17 protein-coding genes and 1 pseudogene are annotated in these 18,298 nt (G+C 62.2%); 6 read left to right on the plus strand and 12 right to left on the minus strand.

The genetic code is table 11. The features are described 5' to 3' along the window. Nucleotides 1-43: 43 nt before the first annotated feature. Together BN2476_RS33895 and BN2476_RS33900 are read right to left on the minus strand one after the other, a co-directional pair. The gene (locus tag BN2476_RS33895) at nt 44-1,759 is read right to left on the minus strand and encodes a GMC family oxidoreductase (protein ID WP_235851082.1); all 1,716 of its coding nucleotides are present in this window, start codon (nt 1,757-1,759) and stop codon (nt 44-46) included. A gap of 146 nt (nt 1,760-1,905) precedes the next feature. Then, nucleotides 1,906-3,429: a CoA-acylating methylmalonate-semialdehyde dehydrogenase gene (locus BN2476_RS33900; protein WP_087738559.1), complete on the minus strand. Its 1,524-nt coding sequence runs from the start codon at nt 3,427-3,429 to the stop codon at nt 1,906-1,908. Between the two features lie 204 nt (nt 3,430-3,633). Between BN2476_RS33900 and BN2476_RS33905 the strand changes: the two genes are divergently transcribed. Further along, on the plus strand, nt 3,634-4,533 hold the full coding sequence (locus tag BN2476_RS33905; protein ID WP_087738560.1) for a LysR family transcriptional regulator: 900 nt from the start codon (nt 3,634-3,636) through the stop codon (nt 4,531-4,533). Nucleotides 4,534-4,842: 309 nt separating this feature from the next. After that, nucleotides 4,843-5,373 carry a class IV adenylate cyclase gene (locus BN2476_RS33910; RefSeq protein WP_087738561.1) on the plus strand — a complete coding sequence of 177 codons (531 nt, stop codon included), beginning with the start codon at nt 4,843-4,845 and terminating at the stop codon, nt 5,371-5,373. A gap of 19 nt (nt 5,374-5,392) precedes the next feature. Here the strand turns inward: BN2476_RS33910 and BN2476_RS33915 are convergent, their stop codons facing one another. Then, nucleotides 5,393-5,884: an Lrp/AsnC family transcriptional regulator gene (locus BN2476_RS33915; protein WP_087738562.1), complete on the minus strand. Its 492-nt coding sequence runs from the start codon at nt 5,882-5,884 to the stop codon at nt 5,393-5,395. Between the two features lie 144 nt (nt 5,885-6,028). On the opposite strand from BN2476_RS33915, the gene phhA reads away from it, so the two are divergent. Beyond that, entirely contained in the window at nt 6,029-6,919 is an 891-nt protein-coding gene (gene phhA, locus BN2476_RS33920) for a phenylalanine 4-monooxygenase (RefSeq protein ID WP_087738588.1), read from the plus strand. 92 nt (nt 6,920-7,011) lie between these two features. Further along, nucleotides 7,012-7,314, plus strand: a pseudogene (locus BN2476_RS33925) (4a-hydroxytetrahydrobiopterin dehydratase); the annotation flags it as partial. 109 nt (nt 7,315-7,423) lie between these two features. Here the strand turns inward: BN2476_RS33925 and BN2476_RS33930 are convergent. Next, nucleotides 7,424-7,654 carry a DUF3717 domain-containing protein gene (locus tag BN2476_RS33930; protein ID WP_087738564.1) on the minus strand — a complete coding sequence of 77 codons (231 nt, stop codon included), beginning with the start codon at nt 7,652-7,654 and terminating at the stop codon, nt 7,424-7,426. Between the two features lie 116 nt (nt 7,655-7,770). Between BN2476_RS33930 and BN2476_RS33935 the strand changes: the two genes are divergently transcribed. Further along, nucleotides 7,771-8,457: a response regulator transcription factor gene (locus BN2476_RS33935; RefSeq protein WP_087738565.1), complete on the plus strand. Its 687-nt coding sequence runs from the start codon at nt 7,771-7,773 to the stop codon at nt 8,455-8,457. 6 nt (nt 8,458-8,463) lie between these two features. Here BN2476_RS33935 and BN2476_RS33940 read toward each other — a convergent pair whose 3' ends face one another. Beyond that, complete coding sequence (locus BN2476_RS33940; protein WP_087738566.1) at nt 8,464-8,712, minus strand: hypothetical protein; 249 nt, start codon at nt 8,710-8,712, stop codon at nt 8,464-8,466. Between BN2476_RS33940 and BN2476_RS33945 the strand changes: the two genes are divergently transcribed. Further along, nucleotides 8,711-10,210 (plus strand): sensor histidine kinase, encoded by a 1,500-nt coding sequence (locus BN2476_RS33945; protein WP_087738567.1) that lies wholly within the window; start codon nt 8,711-8,713, stop codon nt 10,208-10,210. The two genes, BN2476_RS33940 and BN2476_RS33945, sit on opposite strands and share 2 nt — an antisense overlap. Before the next feature lie 56 nt (nt 10,211-10,266). Here the strand turns inward: BN2476_RS33945 and BN2476_RS33950 are convergent, their stop codons facing one another. The 7 genes from BN2476_RS33950 to BN2476_RS33980 all read right to left on the minus strand — a co-directional run bounded on the left by BN2476_RS33950 (nt 10,267) and on the right by BN2476_RS33980 (nt 17,629). Further along, nucleotides 10,267-10,749 (minus strand): SET domain-containing protein, encoded by a 483-nt coding sequence (locus BN2476_RS33950; protein WP_087738568.1) that lies wholly within the window; start codon nt 10,747-10,749, stop codon nt 10,267-10,269. A gap of 252 nt (nt 10,750-11,001) precedes the next feature. Continuing rightward, nucleotides 11,002-12,114: an NADH:flavin oxidoreductase/NADH oxidase gene (locus tag BN2476_RS33955; RefSeq protein WP_087738569.1), complete on the minus strand. Its 1,113-nt coding sequence runs from the start codon at nt 12,112-12,114 to the stop codon at nt 11,002-11,004. Nucleotides 12,115-12,242: 128 nt separating this feature from the next. Then, complete coding sequence (locus tag BN2476_RS33960; RefSeq protein WP_218274570.1) at nt 12,243-12,968, minus strand: MOSC domain-containing protein; 726 nt, start codon at nt 12,966-12,968, stop codon at nt 12,243-12,245. A gap of 8 nt (nt 12,969-12,976) precedes the next feature. After that, nucleotides 12,977-13,690, minus strand: coding sequence for a glutamine amidotransferase (locus BN2476_RS33965; RefSeq protein ID WP_087738571.1), 714 nt, complete (start codon nt 13,688-13,690; stop codon nt 12,977-12,979). A 133-nt stretch (nt 13,691-13,823) separates the two neighbouring features. Next, nucleotides 13,824-14,468: a MarR family winged helix-turn-helix transcriptional regulator gene (locus BN2476_RS33970; RefSeq protein WP_087738589.1), complete on the minus strand. Its 645-nt coding sequence runs from the start codon at nt 14,466-14,468 to the stop codon at nt 13,824-13,826. A 672-nt stretch (nt 14,469-15,140) separates the two neighbouring features. Continuing rightward, nucleotides 15,141-16,256 carry a YbdK family carboxylate-amine ligase gene (locus BN2476_RS33975; RefSeq protein ID WP_087738572.1) on the minus strand — a complete coding sequence of 372 codons (1,116 nt, stop codon included), beginning with the start codon at nt 16,254-16,256 and terminating at the stop codon, nt 15,141-15,143. 170 nt (nt 16,257-16,426) lie between these two features. Next, on the minus strand, nt 16,427-17,629 hold the full coding sequence (locus tag BN2476_RS33980) for a cation:proton antiporter (protein ID WP_087738573.1): 1,203 nt from the start codon (nt 17,627-17,629) through the stop codon (nt 16,427-16,429). Between the last annotated feature and the right edge of the window lie 669 nt (nt 17,630-18,298).

The following is an 18,298-nucleotide window of genomic DNA, read 5'->3' on the forward strand; positions in this document are numbered from 1 at the left end:
GTTTAATGCGACCTTCGCCGAATGAAACGTTAAACGTTGCGTGTCATGCAACGGACATCGTAGACGCGACATGCGTTTCGATCGTGACAGTGTCTCTTCGCGCGCGACGGTCGGCGCGAATCATGTCGCTCGCGCGCTCGGCGATCATCAATGTCGGCGAGTTCGTGTTGCCCGATGTGATGGTCGGCATCACGGATGCATCCACGATGCGCAGCCCTTCGATACCGAGCACCCGCAAGCGGCTGTCGACTACTGCGCCTGGATCATCGGCCGTGCCCATGCGACAGGTGCCGACTGGATGGAAGATGGTCGTGCCGACATTGCCCGCCGCGGTCTGCAATTCTTCCTCGGTCTGAAACTGGATGCCGGGCAAGATTTCTTCTGGCCTGTATCGCTTCAACGCAGGCGCGGCCGCGATACGGCGCGTGAGACGCAATGCATTAGCGGCCACATGACGGTCGTAATCCGTCGACAGATAATTCGGCGCGATCAACGGTGGTGCATGCGGATCACGCGACTCGATGTGAATACTGCCGCGCGATGTAGGCCGCAAATGACACACGGATGCCGTGAACGCATTGAAGCGATGCAGCGGCTCGCCGAACTTGTCGAGCGAAAGCGGCTGCACGTGATACTCGAGGTCGGGGCGTGTGAGCGATCCGTCGTCGACATCGGAATTCGCGAATGCACCGAGTTGCGACGGCGACATTGACATCGGCCCGCTCTGCATCAACAGATATTGCAGGCCGATCATCATCTTGCCCCACCAGTGTGCCGAGGCCGTGTTCAACGTGCGCACGCCGTGCACCTTGTACGCCATGCGCAGCTGCAAATGATCCTGAAGATTTTCGCCGACGCCGCGCAGATCCTTCACCACGTCGATGCCCAGGCTCTGCAAACGCGCGCCGTTACCGATGCCCGACAGCTCGAGCAGTTGCGGCGAGTTCACCGCGCCCGAACTCATGACGACTTCGATGCGCGCGTTCGCGATGTACTCGACGTTGTCGCCGCGATATTCGACACCGATACAGCGCTTGCCTTCGAACACGACACGCTGCGTGTGCGCGCCCGTGATGACGGTGAGATTCGGCCGCTTCATCGCGGGCCGCAAAAACGCCTTCGACGCGTTCCAGCGAATGCCGCGCTTCTGGTTCACGTCGAAATAGCCAACGCCCGTGTTGTCGCCGCGATTGAAATCGTCGGTGGCGGGTATGCCTGTTTCCCGCGCGGCTTCGGCAAACTTCTCAAGAATCTTCCATTTGAGGCGCTGCTTTTCGACGCGCCATTGACCACCCGCGCCGTGAAATTCATTAGCGCCACCGTGATGATCTTCGCTGCGCTTGAAGACAGGCAGCACGGCATCCCACGACCAAGACGCATCGTTCGTCACGCGCGCCCATTCGTCGTAGTCTTCGCGCTGGCCGCGCATGTAGATCATGCCGTTGATCGACGAGCAACCGCCCAATACACGGCCGCGTGGATACGACAACGCGCGTCCGTTGAGTCCGGGTTCAGCGCGTGTTTTATAGAGCCAGTCAGTGCGCGGATTGCCGATGCAATAGAGGTAGCCGACGGGCACATGAATCCAGTGGTAGTCGTCTTTGCCGCCTGCTTCGAGCAGCAGCACTGTGACGTCGGGATCTTCGCTGAGGCGATTGGCCAGCACGCACCCCGCCGTGCCCGCACCGATGATAATGTAATCGAACTCGCCTTCGAGTTTTCTCGCGCTCGTTGCGCGCGATTCTGCTGTCGTGCTCACCCTTGTCTCCTTCGCATGGCCACGTTGCATGGCATCTCATTGCGGCTTGGGCGTTCGGTGTGTCTCGTGCTTTCTTCTACTTTGCTGCGTGGCATTGCCCTCGAACGAAGGCAATGCCCTTGCCCTGCTATTGCACTGAAGCCGCCTTACTTCGCCACGGGCATCGTGAACTCAGCGCCCTTCGCGATGCTGTCGGGCCAGCGTTGCATCACGCTCTTGTAGCGCGTATAGAAGCGCACGCCTTCTTCGCCATAGGCATGGTGATCGCCAAACAGCGACTTCTTCCAGCCGCCGAACGAGTGCCACGCCATCGGCACGGGAATCGGCACATTGATGCCAACCATGCCGATCTGAATCTGCCGCGAAAACGCGCGCGCGATGCCGCCATCCGACGTGAAGCACGACACGCCGTTCGCGAGCTCGTTCTTGTTGATCAGCTCGACGGCGGAAGCGAAATCGGGCACGCGCACGACGCACAACACCGGGCCGAAAATCTCTTCGCGATAGATCTTCATGTCGGTCTGCACGTTGTCGAACAGCGTGCCGCCAAGGAAGAAGCCCTTCTCGTGACCAGGCACCTGATGACCACGCCCATCGACGACGAGTTTTGCGCCCGCCTCGATACCCGCATCGATATAACCCGACACCTTCTCGCGATGCGCGGCCGTGACGAGCGGACCCATTTCGGCTTCAGCTTCCATGCCGTTCATGATCTTCAGCGACTTCACGCGCGGCGTGAGCTTCTCGATCAGTTCGTCCGCGATATGGCCAACCGCGACGGCCACCGAAATCGCCATACAGCGCTCGCCCGCCGAACCATAGGCCGCGCCGATCAGCGCATCGACAGCCTGATCGAGATCGGCATCCGGCATCACGACGAGGTGATTCTTCGCACCGCCCAGGGCCTGCACACGCTTGCCGTGCTTCGTGCCTTCCGTGTAGATGTATTCGGCAATCGGCGTCGAGCCGACGAACGACAGCGCGCTCACGTCGGGATGTGCGAGCAGCGCGTCGACGGCCACCTTGTCGCCATGCACGACGTTGAAAACGCCGTCCGGCAAGCCTGCTTCCTTCAGCAATCCGGCAAGGCGGTTCGATGCCGAGGGATCGCGTTCAGACGGCTTCAGCACGAACGTATTGCCGCACGCGATCGCAACGGGGAACATCCAGCACGGCACCATCATCGGGAAATTGAACGGCGTGATGCCCGCGACGACACCCAGCGGCTGACGCAGATTCCAGTTGTCGATGCCGCCGCCGATCTGATCGGTGAAATCCGTCTTTAGCAGGTTCGGAATGCCGCACGCGAACTCGACGATCTCGATGCCGCGCATCACTTCGCCCTTCGCATCGGAGAACACTTTGCCGTGCTCACGCGTAATCAGCTCGGCGAGCTCGTCGTGGTGACGGTCGAGCAAATCCTTGAACTTGAAGAGCACACGTGCGCGCTTGATCGGCGCCGTTTCGCTCCATGCGGGAAATGCGGCTTTAGCGGCGGCGACGGCCGCATCCACTTCGGCGACGCTCGCGAGCGGCACGCGAGACGTCACGTCGCCCGTCGCCGGATTGAACACGTCGCCGAAGCGCTGGCTCGTGCCATCGACGGGACGGCCGTTGATCATATGCGTTAGCGCGCGCGCTTGCGCCCGGGTCTGATCGGTCTCGCTCATGGTGTCTCCTGTGTTGATCGGAGTTGGCGCTTTAGCGCTTACTCCCGTCCCATGCAAGTAGTTGCGAAGTGGTGCTTTTGGTCATCGATGCTGCGGCGCAATGCATGCGCCCCCTCACATGATCATTCAAGCGTAATCGGCAAACACCTTCGGAATCCAATGAGTAATGCTCAACTGCGATATAAGGCGCGTTAATATCAGCGGATGGACCTGACCTTGCTCCGCGCATTCGCAACGGTCGCGCGAGAAGGCAATCTGACGCGCGCCGCGGCGCAGTTGCACCTGACCCAGCCGGCCGTCAGCCTGCAGATAAAGAATCTGCAGGCTGCGCTTGGCGTGACGCTGTTCACGCGCACATCGCATGGGCTCACGCTCACGCGCGACGGACAGGCGCTGCTGCCTCACGCTGAGCGAGCGCTCACGGCCGCCGGCGACGTCGAACGCGCGGCGGCCACGCTGCGCCAGGAAGTGCGCGGACGCCTGCGTATCGGCACGATTCTCGACCCGGCGTTTCTGCGGCTCGGCGGCTTTCTGAAGCAGCTCGTCGAAACGTGGCCGCATATCGAAACGCAGTTGCGGCACGGCATGTCGGGTTGGGTGCGTGATCAGGTGCGGGCAGGCGAACTCGACGTCGGCTATTACATCGGCCAGCCCGAGGATGACGAAGCGCGCGAAGGCGCAATCTTCCACGCGGTCACGCTGACGCACTTTCAGTATCGCGTGCTCGCGCCCGCCGGCTGGAAGGATCGCGTGAAAGGCGCGCGCGACTGGCGCGCGCTCGCCGCGCTGCCGTGGATCTGGACGCCGCCCGCGTCCGCGCACAACCGGCTGCTCACGCGCCGCTTCGCCGAAGCCGGCGTCAAGCCAATCAAGGTCGCCGAAGTGGACCAGGAACCGTCGATGCTCGATCTCGTCAAATCGGGCGTCGGGCTCACGCTCGCGCGCGATTCGACCGCGCTTGCCGAAGCGCACGCGCATGCGCTGACGATCGTCGAAGGCGTGACCGTGCCCACGGAATTGACGTTCATCACGCTCACCGCCCAGAAGGACGAGCCGGCGATCGCCGCGGCGTTGAAGCTGATCGAACAGCAGTGGTCGACTTGAGCAGCGAGCGTGTGAAGGCACACGACGAGCCGCATCGCGCGATATCAGCCAGCCTCATGACACTGCTGCATTTTCAACGTCTTTGCGCACCATTTCAGCACCCTTCAGTCGCCGTGGCCTTTAACTACATCGTCACGAGCTTTTTGCTAGATTGACGCTTTGCCGTTTTCCGCGCTGTTCCTGAAATTCGCTTCGAATCCCTTTTGGCTCTGACGGGCCTCTGACGATCGGCGAGCGCACTCAGCTGATCGAGGCAGGCGGTCCCATTGTCAGAAGCCGTTCACGCTCACCTTCCGACAGGAGCTTCACATGGCACGCAACATCGAAATCAAAGCCCGCGCCCAGCAGTTCGAGCAGCTTCGCGAGCGCGCCGCAGCCCTTTCGCCTGACGCTCCGCTGATTTTCCGCCAGCAGGACTTCTTCTATGACGTGCCGCGCGGCCGACTGAAGCTGCGCCAGTTCGACGACGGCACGCCCGCCGAGCTGATCTTCTATCAGCGCGACGACCGCGACGGCCCGAAAGCGTCGTACTACACGCGCAGCCCGGTGACGAACCCCGAAGCGATGCACTCGCTGCTCGCCACCGCGCTCACAACGCGCGGCATCGTCACGAAGGAGCGCCACGTCTATATCGTGGGACGCACGCGGATACATCTGGATCGCGTCGACGGCCTCGGCGATTTCGTCGAGCTCGAAGTCGTGCTCGCGCAGGATGACGACGAGGAAGGCGGCGAGGCCGAAGCGCACGCGATGTTCGCGCAGCTTGGCGTGCCCGAATCGGATCTCGTCGCGGTCGCGTATGTCGATATGCTGAATCAGGAGCCGTTGAAGGCCGCCTGATCCGCAAAAGGCCCGCCGGTCAGGCGGCTGGCGCGCCCGGCGCCAGATGACCGAGCGGCAGCGGGCCGTTGCGCTTGAATGTCGTCAGCACGATGTTCGAGCGCACGCTGTCGACGCCCGGCACGCGCATCAGCTTTTTCATCACGAACGACGACAGCGCGTTCAGATCCGGCGCCACGATGCGTAGCAGATAGTCCGCATCGCCGACAACGGCGTGACATTCAAGCACCTCGGGCAGCACGTCGATCTGCTGCTGGAACTGCTCGATGATCGAATCGCCGTGATGCTTCAGCTTGAGGCTCGTGAATGCCGTCACGCCGAGCCCGAGCTTTTCCGGCCGCAGCACGACGCGATAGCCGTCGACCACGCCGATCGCCTCGAGCCGCTGCAAGCGCCGCCCGATCTGCGACGGCGACAGCGGCACCTGCTCGCCGAGTTGCTGGTGCGTCGCGCGCCCGAAGCGCTGCAGCACGTCGAGAAGCGCCAGATCGAAGTGATCGAGCTCTACCATGTGATTTCTCCGCATCGTTTGGCTATCCGATGCACGATTATCGCATCCTGCGGCCACATCGCGCCGAAGTTGCGCCCTTTCCGCGTCCCGCCCGCTCTACACTTGCACGGTCCAATTTCCCGACCGAAGCAGGTGCAGCAAGCCATGTCCGTTACGAACACCGCGAAACTCAAGGAGCAATTCGACGCCGGCCTCCAAACCCGCGCGGACTTCACCATCGACCAGCCGATGCATCGGTACGGCGCGGTCGATCATGCGGTATGGAAGCAGCTCTATATGCGGCAGACGGCGCTGCTCAAAGGGCGAGTCTGCGACGAGTTCCTGGAAGGCGTCGAGCGCCTGAATCTGTCACCGGAAAGCGTGCCGTCGTTCGATGCGATCAACGAGCAGTTGATGCCCGCGACCGGCTGGCGAATCGTCGCCGTGCCGGGCCTCGTGCCCGATCAGGTGTTCTTCGAGCATCTGGCGAACCGCCGCTTCCCCGTCACGTGGTGGATGCGCCGCCCCGATCAGCTCGACTATCTGCAGGAACCCGACTGTTTTCATGATCTGTACGGCCATGTGCCGCTACTGATCAACACCGTTTTCGCCGACTACATGCATGCGTATGGCCGCGCCGCCCTCGCCGCGCACGATGCGAACGCGTTGCCGCTGCTCGCGCGCCTCTACTGGTACACGGTCGAATTTGGCCTGATCCGCGACGCCGCGAGCCCGAACGGCGTGAAGATCTACGGCGCGGGGATCGTGTCGAGCAAGGGTGAAACGCTCTACAGCCAGCAGAGCGACGCGCCTAACCGCATCGCGTTCGACCTCGAGCGCGTGATGCAGACGCAATACAGGATCGACACGTTCCAGAAGACCTACTTCGTCATCGACGATTTCTCGCAGCTGTTCGAGGTCGCGCGCACCGATTTCGCCCCGCTGCTGGCTAGGCTCGCTGACGCGACGCCGCTTCCGGCGGGCGAAGTACGCGCGACGGATTGTGTCATCACGCACGGCACGGGCGAAGGCTGGGCGACGGACGGCGACGTCTGACGCGGCACGCTGCAGCGCACATTCAACCGTGAAAAAATAGAACGAATCCGTGCGCGGGCGCTGCGCCAGCGCGCACGGCCTCAACAGGTGACACGATGACGATCCAGAAACTTTCTTCCGATGAACGCGCGACACAGGTCGCGCAACTGAACGGCTGGCAGAGCGTCGAAGGCCGCGACGCCATCACGCGGCAATTCAGATTCGCCGACTTCAACGAAGCATTCGGCTTCATGACGCGCGTCGCGATCAAGGCGCAGGAGATGGACCATCACCCCGAGTGGTTCAACGTCTACAGCAACGTCGAGATCACGCTGTCGACGCACGATGCGAACGGAGTCACCGAGCGCGATATTCGCCTTGCGCGTTTTATCGACGAAGTGGCTAGCGGAAAATAATGCGGAAGTGACGCGCAGCAGGTTGATCTGCAGAAAGCGGATCACGCTCAAAAATACGGATGAAAGCGTGAAGTGAAAGCGTTTTGCAGGTCATCAGGCGACCAAACCTTCACTTCGTTAGGCCATTTTTAATGGACACGTAAGAATCCCATGCGGCGCGGGCATTCTCGTCCAAACCTTCCTGCGTCAGCGCGGTCTGACGCTGTACAATCATCAGCGCATACGGCTTGGAGAGCGCGCTTGCCTCCTTGCACAGAACGAGTTCGTCGCCGCTCGAAGGCGAGCGGGTACGCCAGAAATTGATCGCGGCTTCCAGTTCGTAGATCGTAATATCGGACATGGCTTGCTGATCTGTCGAAGGCCGAATCGAACGGCACGTCGCACGGCATTCTGTGCAGCAGGCGCCCCGGCGAACCGCGTGCCTCATGCCTAACCCATTGTACTTGAGCGAAATCCATGCGACTCCTTCTGATCGAAGATGACCGCCCAATCGCACGCGGCATCCAAAGCAGTCTCGAACAAGCCGGCTTTACGGTCGACATGGTCCACGACGGCATCTTCGCCGAACAGGCCCTCACGCAAAACCGCCACGAACTCGTGATCCTCGATCTGGGCTTGCCCGGCATCGACGGCATGACGCTGCTCGCGCGCTTCCGTCAGAGCAACCGTCATACGCCCGTGATCGTGCTGACCGCGCGCGACGAGCTGAACGACAGGGTGCAGGGCCTCAACTCCGGCGCCGACGACTACATGCTGAAGCCGTTCGAGCCCGCCGAACTCGAAGCACGTATTCGCGCCGTGATGCGCCGCAGCGGCCCGCACGGCGACATGCCGCGTCCCGAAGTGTCGCTGGGCGGCGTGCGTCTGTCGGGCGTCGATCGCCGCATCTTCAACGACGACAAGCCGCTCGAACTGTCGCCGCGCGAATTCGCCGTGCTCGAAATGCTGCTGATGCGCCATGGCCGCGTCGTCAGCAAGGCGCAACTGCAGGATCACCTGACGCATTTCGGCGGCGACCTCGGCGATACGGCCATCGAAGTCTATGTGCACCGCGTGCGCAAGAAACTGGAGAACTGCCGCGTCGAGATCGTCACGGTGCGTGGCTTCGGCTATCTGCTCCAGGAAATCCGACAGGCGTCATAATTGTCGTCAGACCGTCTGGTCTGACGGCGTCCGGGCTGTCCGACAGGCGACCGCGAGCGCATTGGAATGCGCGGCGGTCGCCTGTGCCATTGAGCCCGGCAGCGGCCAGCCAGGATCGCGCGAGCGTCGCGTTGCATCCGCGATGCATGCCTCGTGCGACCCGTCGAGCGCGCGCCGCTGAAACCCGCCGTTCAAACGTGCGCTGATGCTGCCGATCGTCCGTCGGCGCCAGCCTTTTATCGCGGGTTCGATCATGCCCTATCCCGCTGCGAATAGCCTGCGCCGCCAGTTGCTGCGCCGGCTCGCCGCTCCGCTTTCGCTGCTCGCGCTGATGAGCGGCCTCATCGCATACTGGCTCGCGTGGCAATACACGCAGCACGTCGTCGACCGTTCGCTCGCCGATCTCGCAACGGCCATTTCGAAGCAGATCCAGATCGCCGGTCCCGAGGCGCCGATCACCGTGCCGCCGCTCGCGCAAGCGATGTTTTCCGATCCCGTCGAACAGCTGGTGTACCGGATCAGCACGGGTGATACCGAAATCGCCGGCGACCCGAAGCTGCCGCTGCAAGGCACAAACGTGAGGCGCATGCACTACGCGTACGTGTTCGAAACGCAGCATGAAGGCACGGCTGTGCGCGTCGCACAGGTGCGGGTCGATCAGCCGACCGGCAATCCCGTCGTCATCGAAGTCGGCCAGCCTGTGCGTCATCGCTTTCGCATCGCCGCCGAGTTTCTGATCGCGATCATGATGCCGCTGCTGCTTCTGCTGCTCGCAGGATGGGTGATCGTGTGGCGCGTCGTGAACCAGCAGCTCAATCCCCTCACCGATCTCGCCGATTCACTGAACCGGCAGACGCACACGTCGCTCGAACCCGTCGACGAAACCTTCGTCCCCGTCGAAATCCGTCCGCTGACGGGCGCGCTGAATGGCCTGCTCGACCGCCTGAAAACCGCGCTCGACGCGCAGCGCAAGTTCATCGCGGATGCCGCACATCAGCTGCGCACGCCGCTCACCGCGATCAAGCTGCACGCGGAGCAGGCGGCCGTCGCACGCGATCCGCAGCAGACGCTCGCGGCCGTCAGGGAACTGCGCGCGGCCGCCGATCGCGCGGTGCGTCTGTCGAACCAGTTGCTGTCGCTGGCGCGCGCCGAGCCGGGCGAACAGGCCGCGCGTTTCGTCAATCTCGATGTCGCGTCGCTCGCGTTTGACACGGGCGCCGAATGGGTGCCGCGCGCGCTCGCCGTGCATGTCGATCTCGGTTTTCAACGGCTCGACGATCCGTCGAACGATCATCCGCTAGTCGCGCGCGGCAATCCCGTTTTACTGCGCGAAGTGATCGCGAATCTGCTCGACAACGCGCTGAAGTACGTGCCGCCATCGCGGCTCGATGGCGCGCGCATCACGATGACAGTCTCGCAGACCGTGGTGGACGGCGTCGCGATGGCGGAAGTCACCGTCGAGGACAACGGCTCCGGCGTACCGCCGAAACAGCAGCCCGATCTCTTCAAGCGCTTTTTCCGCGGCGACGGTCAGGGGCAGAGTGACGGGAGCGTCGATGGCGGCGCGGGTCTCGGCCTTGCCATCGTGCACGACATCATGATGCTGCATCGTGGCAGCGTGCATTACGAAGATGCGCCTGAAGGCGGCGCGCGCTTCATCGTGCGCCTTCCCGTCGCGACGGGCGCCGTGCTGGTCGAGCCCGATCCCGTGCGCGACACAAAAAAACCGGCGCATGCGCCGGTCGATCCGTGACAACTGTCGGATAGCGGGATCATGAACGCGCTGCCTTCGTCATGGCAGCGCGCCGCTCACTTTTTCTTCTTCGACTTCTTCTCGCTTTTCTTGTCCGGCTCCGCGAGCATCGTGCCCCGACACTTGCGCGCGCCGCAGCGGCACTCGTATTCTTTCTTCAGCTTCTTCGTCTGCCGCGCGTCGATCACGAGTCCATAGTCGTAGAACAGTTCTTCGCCGGCTCCGATATCGCGCAATGCGTCGATATACACGTGGCCGTCGATTTCTTCCGCCTCGCAGTTCGGCGCGCACGAGTGGTTGATCCAGCGAGCGCTATTGCCCTTCACCTTGCCGTCGATCACGTCCCCATTGTCGAGCGCAAAGTAGAACGTGTGATTCGGTTCCTCCGGATTGTGAGGATGACGCCGCAACGCTTCCTTCCACGAGATCCGTTCGCCCTTGTATTCGATCAGCCGCTCGCCGGCTGCGATCGGTTCGAGTGCAAACACGCCTTTGCCGTGCACGCCCGATTGACGCACAGCGATCCTGCGTGAACTCATTGAATCAATCCTTTGTAGAACGTTGGGTGAACAAGCTCTTGTTCGGCGATGCCGCCGTGTGCGCCGCATGCGTCACGCTGGTTTTCTGACGCGGATAGCAAACGCGGCGCCGTGCTGGCGCCGCGTCGACATGTGATGCACGAAGCGTCACAACCGAAATCGTACACGGATGATACGGCTTCGTTCAACCGTCAAACGTGACCATCTGCAATTGCAGTGAACGGTTCACGGCAAATCGGGAAAGCAGACATGTCAGCGCTGGCCGAACGAGATGTCGCCGAACAGCGTCTTTTGATCGCGCGGTTGCGAGCGCCAGTATTGCGGCGGGGCACTGACGCTCGCGCCGAGCTTCGCGGCCGCGTGCCACGGCCAGCGCGGATCGTAGAGCATCGCGCGCGCCATCGCGACGAGATCCGCGTCGCCTTCTTCGATGAGGCCGTTGGCGTACTCGGGGTCCGTGATGAGGCCGACGGCGATCGTCGTCATGCCCGTCGCCGCCCTCACCGCTTTCGCGAACGGCGCCTGATAACCGGGCTCGAGCGGAATCTTCTGCAACGGCGAAACGCCACCCGACGACACGTCGATCCAGTCGCAACCGCGCTTCTTCAACTCTTGCGCAAACGCGATCGTGTCTTCGATCGTGATGCCGCCGTCGACCCAATCGATGGCCGACACGCGCACGCCTACGGGCTTGTCAGCCGGAAACGCGGCACGCACGATGTCGAAGATTTCGAGCGGAAAACGCATGCGGTTTTCGCGCGAGCCGCCATATTCGTCGCTGCGCTGGTTGGCCAGCGGCGACAGGAACTGATGCAGCAGATAGCCGTGCGCGGCGTGCACTTCGAGCGCATCGATGCCGAGACGCGCGGCACGGCGCGCCGTCGCTGCGAACGCTTCGCGGATGCGATTGAGGCCTGGAATGTCGAGTGCAAGCGGCGGCTCTTCGCCTGCCTTGTGCGGCAGCGCCGATGGCGCGTGCGGCAGCCAGCCTACTTCGGCGACGGGAATCAGTTGCCCGCCTTCCCACGGCACGTGGCTCGATGCCTTGCGGCCCGCATGCGACAGCTGCATCGCGACGTGCACCTTCGAATGCTTGCGAATCGCGGCGAGCACAGGCTTCAGCGCTTCTTCCGTCACGTCGTCCCACAGGCCGAGATCGGCGGGCGTAATGCGGCCATCGGGCTCGACGGCCGTCGCTTCGATGCACAGCATGCCCGCACCCGACAGCGCGAGATGACCGAGATGAATCATGTGCCACGCCGTCGCTTCGCCGCGTTCTGCGGAGTACTGACACATGGGTGACACGACGATGCGGTTTGGCAGCGTCACGCTACGCAGCGTGAGCGGGGTGAAGAGAGTGCTCATGGCCTGGGGGTGCCCGTTCAAACTCAAGAGCGGTCGAGGATAGCACCCGGTCTGATTTGCTGCACGCGGTCGCCCGCTTCGCAGCCCTCACGTCAGACCCGCGCGGCGAATGAAATGAATCAGCGGAATCAACGTTGAGCGACGGGCGTGTCGAGGCGCTTCGTCCACGATTCGACCTGGCCGCTTTCGATGCGCCTGATCGCGATTTTCCGCCACGAAGCCGTGAGCGTATCGAGCTTCGCCATGCCTTCGAGCGCGTGGAGATCATCGCGATCGACGTACAGCACGCGCAACAGACGCTCGACGGTCCACTCGGCATGAGGACGCGCAAGCCGTTCGATCGTATCGCCCGCGCCGATCTCACCCGCTTCGAGCACGCGGTAATACCAGCCGGTGCGGCGCGTGTCCTGAACTGCGCGCGACATGTCGGCGCGGCCGAAACGCAGGTTCAGCTTCCAGCACGGCTGTCGGGGCTGAGACACCTGCACGATCGCGCCGCCGATCCGGTATACGTCGCCGACGCAGACGTTCGTTTCCGTCATGCCCGACGTGCTGATGTTCTCGCCGAACGCGCCAAGGCCATCGAGCCGCGCGAGACCGAATTCGCCGGCCTGCCATTGCGCGCGCCACGCCGCGTAGTGATCGAACGCATAGTGAAGCAGTGCCTGTTCGGGGCCGCCGTAATGCTTGAGTTCGGCTTGCTGATCGCCTTCGAGTCCCGTTTCGCCGAGCCACACGCGCCCCTCGACGGGCGTCTTGCCGATTGCGCTCGTCTTGCCATGCTCGCCGAGTGGCGCAATCTTGCCGGTCAGCACGGCATCGACGGTAAAAACGCGGTTATCCACGCGGTCTATCGAAAGATTCAGGACTTCGTTGCGAGCTGATCGAGCCATTCACCGAACATCGTGCAGGCTGCGGCTTCCAGCTTCGGGCCGTGCGTCGCCGTATCGGCACGCAGCTTGCGCACGTCGAGGCCATGACCTGCGATTTCGCCGGCATTGCCGATCAGCCATGGCTCGAATCGGTCGGTGCGGATTTCCGGATGACATTGCAGGCCAAGGACGTGCTTGCCCCATGAGAACGCCTGGTTCTGACAGGCGGGCGTCGATGCAAGATGCACCGCGCCTTGCGGAAGATCGAATGTATCGCCATGCCAATGAAGCATCGACGTGTGCGCTCCGTCGAGATGGCGCAGCGGCGAACGCTTGCCCGCGTCGGTGAGCGTCAGCGGCGTCCAGCCGATTTCGATGTTGCCCGACGGATAGACGCGCGAGCCCAGCACGCGCGCGATCAGTTGCGCGCCGAGACAGATGCCGAGTGTCGGCAAGCCCGCTGCGACGCGCTTTTCAATCATCGCGACGAGCGGCCCGAGGGTCGGGTAACGGTCGTCGTCGTACGCGCTGATCGGGCCGCCGAGAATCACCATGAGCGACGGCCTTACCGGGTCCGGCGCCTCGATGCGCGCAAAGCCGACGTCGAGATAACGGACGAGCCGCCCCCGGTCGCCGAGCACCCGTTCGAGACTGCCCAGATCCTCGAAGTGCACGTGGCGTATGGCCAGAACTTCGTGATTCATCGGCAAATCCCACCGTCAGGTTGACTAAACACGCCGAACGACGCGTCGGAAGACACGCCGCCTGCCGATGCACAGGCGACGCGCGCTCAGCCGGCGCCGATCGATCGGCGGCCGGCTTCGCAGTTTAGCCGACTCAGGCTTGCTGCGCGAAGATCTTCCAGGTCTTTTTCTGCGTGGCGGCGTCGGCCGTTTCGTGCACCGAGCAGTCCAGACGCAGATCGGTGTCCGCCATCGACAGCTCGAGCAGCATGCAGCGATGCGCCGTTTTCTTCGGGTTCTTGCTCGCGTCGAAGTGCGTGCAGGTCACGCACATCCGGTGCGGCGGAATATGGCCTTGCACTTCCAGCTGGCGCACGGTCTTCAGCAGCGTGCGATAGAACGTCGATTGTTCTTCGTCGCGCAGCGTGCCGACCGCCTTCGCGAGAAAGTCCGGCCATTGCGCGGCGCGCTTGGCCGCGGTGCGGCCGCGTGCCGTCAGACGCACGGCGAGCGCGCGTCCGTCGTCGAGGGCGCGGCGCTTTTCCACCAGGCCCTTGCTTTCCAGCGTGCTCACCGCATCGCTCGTGGTCGCGGCCGTCAGCGCGGTTTCGCGCGCGATTTCGCCGAGACGCATCGGCCCCTTGCGCTGCATCAGCAGCACGAGGATCTCGCCTTGAGTCGGCGTCAAGCCCGCGCCTTCCGCCCACTCCCATGCCTGGCTCCGCATAGCCGTGCTGAGTCGCAACAGGCTGTGGGTCACCCGCCCGGTTGCCTGCTCTCCGTATACGCCTTCGCTCATAGTCTTTCGTTCGTTTGTTGACTGCATGCCGTTGCACGTCGACATCCGATATGCGATGTCGGCGCGCCGACAGTCTGTTGGGGACGACGATTCGCCGGTCAATCCGGCTCGCCAATATCTACTATCTCAAAAAATATCTGTGATGCAGGCCTGTTCGGCCGCTTGCACAGGTGCTGCTAACGCTCTGTGTTCCGTTTGCGACTGTTTCGCTTTCCTGCCCGAAGACAGGCCGCAACGACGAAAAACGACATTCTATTCGAGAGCGGCGAATCGTACAGCTAAGTTATCCCATGCAATCTGTGGATAACCCCGGGATAAGACCGGGACGACTTGTGCGCCGATTCTTGATAACACGAAGGGCGATGAACTTCCGGCAAATCGTTGTCCCAGGTTCCCGGTCGCGATGCACGACCGATCCGCGCGGTTATCGTTTACACAGCCCGTTGAGTTTTCAGGAAATTATTCGGTTGTCCACAGGCAAACGCAATGCTTGTTAATACTACTACGCTTGTATACGTAAACATTGAAAATACCTGAAAGCACCCGCCACCGGCACTCGACAAACAAAAAACCCGCAAAAAAGCGGGTTTCGTCGGCGCGATGCCCCTTTCGCCTATTTGTCGCGCACCTGCAGCGCCGGAAGTGCATACCGCATCGAATGGTCCGCCTGGCTCACGCGCGCCATTGCAAACACTGCTGCCGCACGGCCTCATGCAGCGATTTTTCCTGCTTGACGATGTCGCGCAGCCACGTCGCATCGTTCATCTGACCGCGCGCGATCGCGCCGATTTCCTCGAGCGCGTTGCCCGAAGCCAGCGCATCCGCGTGAGGCGCGATGCGTTCGAGCGTGTGGATGATGTCTTCGGAAATCGTGCGGCGTTCGCCCGTCTGCGGATCGATGCATGTGCCGGCAAGGCCGAACCGGCAGGCCTCGAAGCGGTTGAACGTGTAGACGAGGTAGTCGTCTTCCTTTGGCATCAAGGGCTTGTCGAGCAGCAGATGCCGCGCGAGCGTCTGGATGTAGCACGCGATGGCGGCCGCGCGATCCACCGAAAGCGGCGTGTCCATCACTCGCACTTCGATCGTGCCGAAGCCGGGCTTTGGCCGGATGTCCCAGTAAAAGTCCTTCATGCTGTTGACGACGCCCGTATGGACCATCTTCGAAAAGTATTCCTTGAAGCCTTCCCACGTGAGGACGAAAGGCGCGCGGCCCGACAGCGGAAACGCGAAGACGGAATTCAGGCGTGCCGAGTGAAAGCCCGTATCGACGCCCTGCACGAACGGCGACGACGCCGACAGCGCGATGAAGTGCGGGATATAGCGCGACATCGAGTGCAGCAGGAACAGCGCGCTATCCGCATCCGGACAGCCGATGTGCACGTGCTGGCCGAACACCGTGAACTGTTTCGCCAGATAACCGTAGAGTTCCGAAAGGTATTGAAAGCGCGGCGTATCGACGATCTGCCGCTCGCTCCATTGCTGGAACGCGTGCGTGCCGCCGCCGCACAGGCCGACATTCAGGCGGTCGGCCGCGGCGACTAGCACGTCGCGAATCGCTCTCAAATCGGCGACGGCCTGTTCGTGCGTCGTGCAGATGCCCGTCGACAGCTCGATCATGCTTTCGGTGATTTCCGGCGTGATGCTGCCGGGAATCTTTTCGTCCTTGATGAGCCGCATGAGATCCGTGCCCGCTTTGGTCAGATCATAGTCGTGCGTGTTGACGACCTGCATCTCGAGTTCGACACCGAACGTGAACGGTTTCGAATCGACGAAGGCTTCGAGTGACATGGCGTTTCCTGATTCTTGTCGGCCGGACGGCGAACGATGTCGAACGCGCCCGGCCGGATTGACTGTCGGATGCGGCGGCTAGGCGCGGAAGGCGCGCGAAAAATTTGCCGCGCTTTTTGCAGCCCTTCTTGCTGCGCTCATTTGCCGTGCTCACCCGCGCTGATGCGTATTCACTCGCGCCGCTCGCCGACGAGCGCGAGCGAGCGGTACACGAGCCAGGGCCCGACGAGCTGCAATACGACGATCGTGCACATGACGATCGCGCGCAGCGTCGGGTCGAAATTCGGATAAAGCTGGTAGGTGTCGTCGACGAGCAGATACGCGAGCGCGGACATCGGCGACAGCGACAGGCCGAGCGCCATGCCCTGCTTCATGTTCAGACCGCTCGGCCTGGCGAACGCGAGCACGCCGACCAGCTTCGCGATCAGGCGCGCGACGATCAGTCCGACGGCCGCGATACCGCCTATCAAGATGTCCTTCCATTCGAAGGTCGTCAAGGTGAGCACGAACAGAATCACCGTCAACAGCCAGCCGGCCGTGCCGAAATGCTGCGGCCAAAGCTGCGGACGCGCTTCCAGATTCTTCACGATGATGCCGGCGGCGAGCAGGCTGAGTATCGTCGACAGCTTGAAGACATGCGCAACCGCGATTGCCAGCAGCACGAGACCGAACAGCGCGACGAACGAGTGCTCGTCCTGAAGATTCACACGCTTGTAAAAGAACGTGATGGTCCGCGCGACCAGGTACGCGAGGATCAGCGAACCGATCAGCAGATAAAGCGGCTGAAGAATCGTCGCGAGCAGATTGCCGTAGGCCTCCTGATGCAGCCAGCCTGACGCGAGCTTTTCGACGATCACGGCATACATGCTGTTCAGCGCGGTGAGCGTCATCAGACGCTGCGTGACCTGGCCTTCCGCGCGCAACTCAGTTTTCAGCTGGATCACCATTGCGGGCGACGTCGCCATTGCGATCGATGCGAGCACGAGCGCCGTCACCGTCGGCACTTTCAGGAACAACAGCACGAGCAGCACGAGCACGAACGTGAGCGTCGATTCGGCGACGCTCGACACGATGAGCCATGTATTGCGGCGAATCCAGCGCAAGTCCAGCCGGCTGCCGAGTTCGAACAGCAGAAGGCCGAGCGCGACATCGAGCAACGGCCGCGCGGCCGACAACGACTCCGGGTCGATCACGCCGGACCCGGCCGCGCCCGCGATCAGTCCGATCACGGCATAGCCGGAAACGCGCGGCAGATGCCACGCGCGGTAGCACAACTCGCCGACGAGCCCCGCGGCGAGCAATGCGAGGCCGGCCCAGAAAATGGCGTCGGGCGTGAGCGGCCAGGCTGGAAAGAATGAAAACGCCGACTTCATTGTGGTGGCTTCTCCTTTACGACAACCGTTGGCAACGCGAACGGGCAAACGCCAGCGGCACGCGAGGCGCAAGCCGTATCCGTTGCCGCGAGCGGTTCGCGTCTGCCGGCGTTGCGAGTTGTCAACGATCGGATGAAAAACTGAAACGAACACGCCGATGCCGCGTGACTACGGGCGGCCCGACGTGAGTGAAAAGAGCGCCGTCGACTTTTGAATCAGATTCTGGTGGTCCGGCAACCGTTCCATTGGCGCGCCGGTTGCGGAAGCAAAAACACGACGCGGAAGAACGGCGATTGTGCCATAGCTTTTTTACGATTGACGGAAAAGCGTCGAACGGACAGGCAAAGCGGTAAAAACGTACGCTAATTACCTGACAACAGGAAAAACCGACCGGAGATAGCCCAGTGCTTGCGGCTGAATGCCTTGCCGCGACGACTCATAGCAGCGGGTTCGCCTGGAAGATCCTGCGTTGGATCGTCATTGAGTTCTGCCGTTCAAGAAGCCCACGCCTTTGAGCTTCGCGCACGGAGGTTCGCTCGCGAAGCGAAGCCAGCCGAGCGGACTTTTGAACAGAAAAGAAACGATGCCGCCGCGCGTCGATTGACCGCGGTCTTTTTATCTGTAGGTTTACCTGTATGTATACGTAGTAGAAGTTAACAAGGCCGCCGC

It is taken from the genome of Paraburkholderia piptadeniae (assembly GCF_900007165.1).
GTDB lineage: Bacteria > Pseudomonadota > Gammaproteobacteria > Burkholderiales > Burkholderiaceae > Paraburkholderia > Paraburkholderia piptadeniae.